Source organism: Streptomyces sp. NPDC054841 (genome assembly GCF_053611045.1).
Genome location: NZ_JBSGZO010000796.1, coordinates 1 through 2,220, shown reverse-complemented (window position 1 = coordinate 2,220; position 2,220 = coordinate 1). Strand labels below are relative to the sequence as shown.

At 64.0% G+C, this 2,220-nt stretch carries 1 protein-coding gene; it reads right to left on the bottom strand.

Annotation, left to right across the window (positions count from 1 at the left end; all coding sequences use genetic code 11):
* Window positions 1–140: 140 nt before the first annotated feature.
* Complete coding sequence (gene ltrA, locus ACWGI8_RS43295; RefSeq protein ID WP_453669011.1) at window positions 141–1,577, bottom strand: group II intron reverse transcriptase/maturase; 1,437 nt, start codon at window positions 1,575–1,577, stop codon at window positions 141–143.
* Window positions 1,578–2,220: the final 643 nt, after the last annotated feature.

The window sequence follows — 2,220 nt, the reverse complement described above, 5'->3', positions numbered from 1 at the left end:
GGTCGGTGAAAGTCGGCCCGGGGCGCGGTTCCGGCCTTTCGGCCAGCCCGTTTCCCCGGACCGCTTCCCGAACCCGGCGGGCACCTCTCAATGCACCGGGCTCTCCACAAGTCCCGAAATGGGCCGCGTGTTGGACATCCTCATCCCGCGATGGGCCAGGGAGCCGGAATAACGGATCCCCGATAGCGGTAGCGGGTCGTGCCTACCTTCTCAGGATCGAACAGCTCCCTGTTCTCGCTGGTGGGCCACCATCCGCCGCCGCAATAGCGGTTGCGGATTTCCTTCCAGGTGGACCGGCGGTGTTTGCGCCGCATCCATCGCCATACCGTCTGCCACGTGTAGTGGCTCAGGTAGGCGAAGGTCGCGGAGGACACCCCGGGCCGGAAGTAAGCACACCAGCCTCGCAGCGCCATATTCAGCCGACGCAGCAGGTCGTCCAACGGCTGGTTCACTTCGACCTCTCGGCACAGCACCTTGACCTTCCGCTTTACGGCCTGGACGGCCTTCTTCGCGGGATAGGTATAGACGTAGTGCTGACTGGTGCCTCTCTTGCGGTGGCGCTGGAGGTGCCACCCGAGAAAATCCAGCCCTTCCTCGATATGGGTGATCAGAGTCTTCTCCGGTGATAGGCGCAAGCCCACCGTGGACAAGACTCCTGTGATCTCCTCGCGCAGAACTTCGGCATCCGCTCGGGAGCCGAAGACCATCAGGCACCAGTCGTCTGCATACCGCACCAGGCGGTAGGTGGGCAGACCATGACGGTGCCGTCTGGCCCGTTCCAGCTTCCCAGCCCCGGGACCTCCCGGTGCCTGGGCGATGTACTCGTCCAGGACCGACAGTGCCACATTGCTGAGCAAGGGCGAGAGGATCGACCCTTGTGGGGTTCCGGCGGTGGTCTCCCGCAGCAAGCGGTCCTCACTGAGGATGCCCGCCTTGAGGAAAGCCTTCACCAGATCCAGTACGCGTTTGTCTCCGACTCGCCGCCGCACCCGGTCCATCAGGGCCGAATGTGAAATTTCGTCGAAGCAGGCCGTGATATCGCCCTCCACGATCCACTCATAATTGCGTGGCCGTGAAGCGAGATAGCGTACCTCGGCTACCGCGTCATGAGCCCGACGGTTCGGACGGAACCCGTAGGAGCACGGGAGGAAATCCGCCTCGAAAATTGGCTCCAACACCAGCTTCAAGGATGCCTGGACCACCCGGTCGGTGATGGTAGCGATCCCCAGACGGCGTAGTTTCCCGCCAGCCTTCGGGATCATGCGCTCCCGCACCGGAAGCGGGCGGAAACTACGGTCCTTCAGTCGCGACCGCAGTTCGTCGAGAAAATCCTCCACCCCCTGCCCGGCCTCGACGGAACGGGCCGTGCGCCCGTCCACTCCAGCCGTGCGGGCACCCTTGTTACCCCTCACCCGATCCCAGGCCACCAGGAGGAAACCGGGATCGGTAACGAGGTTGTAGAGGTCATCGAACCTGCGATGAGAATCATCACGAGCCCAACGGTGCAGCTTGGTCTGGATATTCAGTACCCGTCGCTCCGCCACATATACGGCGCGCTCCAGTTCGTCGGTATTCACCAGCGAAAACCTCCCGACATTCCAGCAACCTCGACTGCTGACTTGCTGGCCCCCTTCGCCCTGCGGCCGTCTCTCACGGCCTCCACGGCGGGTCGTCACGCCCGCGACTACTACGGGGCCTCCGCCCCATCCCACGGCCCTCAATCGGCAACGGACCTGCCCACCACCGAACCGGCTGTCCGGCAGGAGGGCGACCGCGGATGGTTCCCACGTTCACCATGTGATCGATCGGTCAGGGAGGTGCCCAGCTCTACTCCGGCAGCATCGCCACGCCTACGCCGCAGACCTTCAACGTGGCCTCCCCACCGTCAGAGCTACACGGCTTCGGAGTTGAGACTCCCACCCATCCGGGCGGAGCCCCACGCACTGCACACCGGCCCATATCCACCAGATTTGACCCGGCTTCGCTGTTACGGAGCTTCAACCACTGGTTCGCTCTCGCTACACCTTCTGACCTCGCTGAACGGACCCGCACCGTCTGGTAGTTCCGGCACGTCCCGCCATCGTCGGGGCCGCTTGCCACCCTCACCGGCGTTCCCCGGATCAGGCTGCCCCCAAGCTTCAATCAGGCCGCTACGACGACCCGACGGAAGTGGTCTTTCACCACCTCTCGATCAACATCGCGCCTCGTGGCGCACAGCTC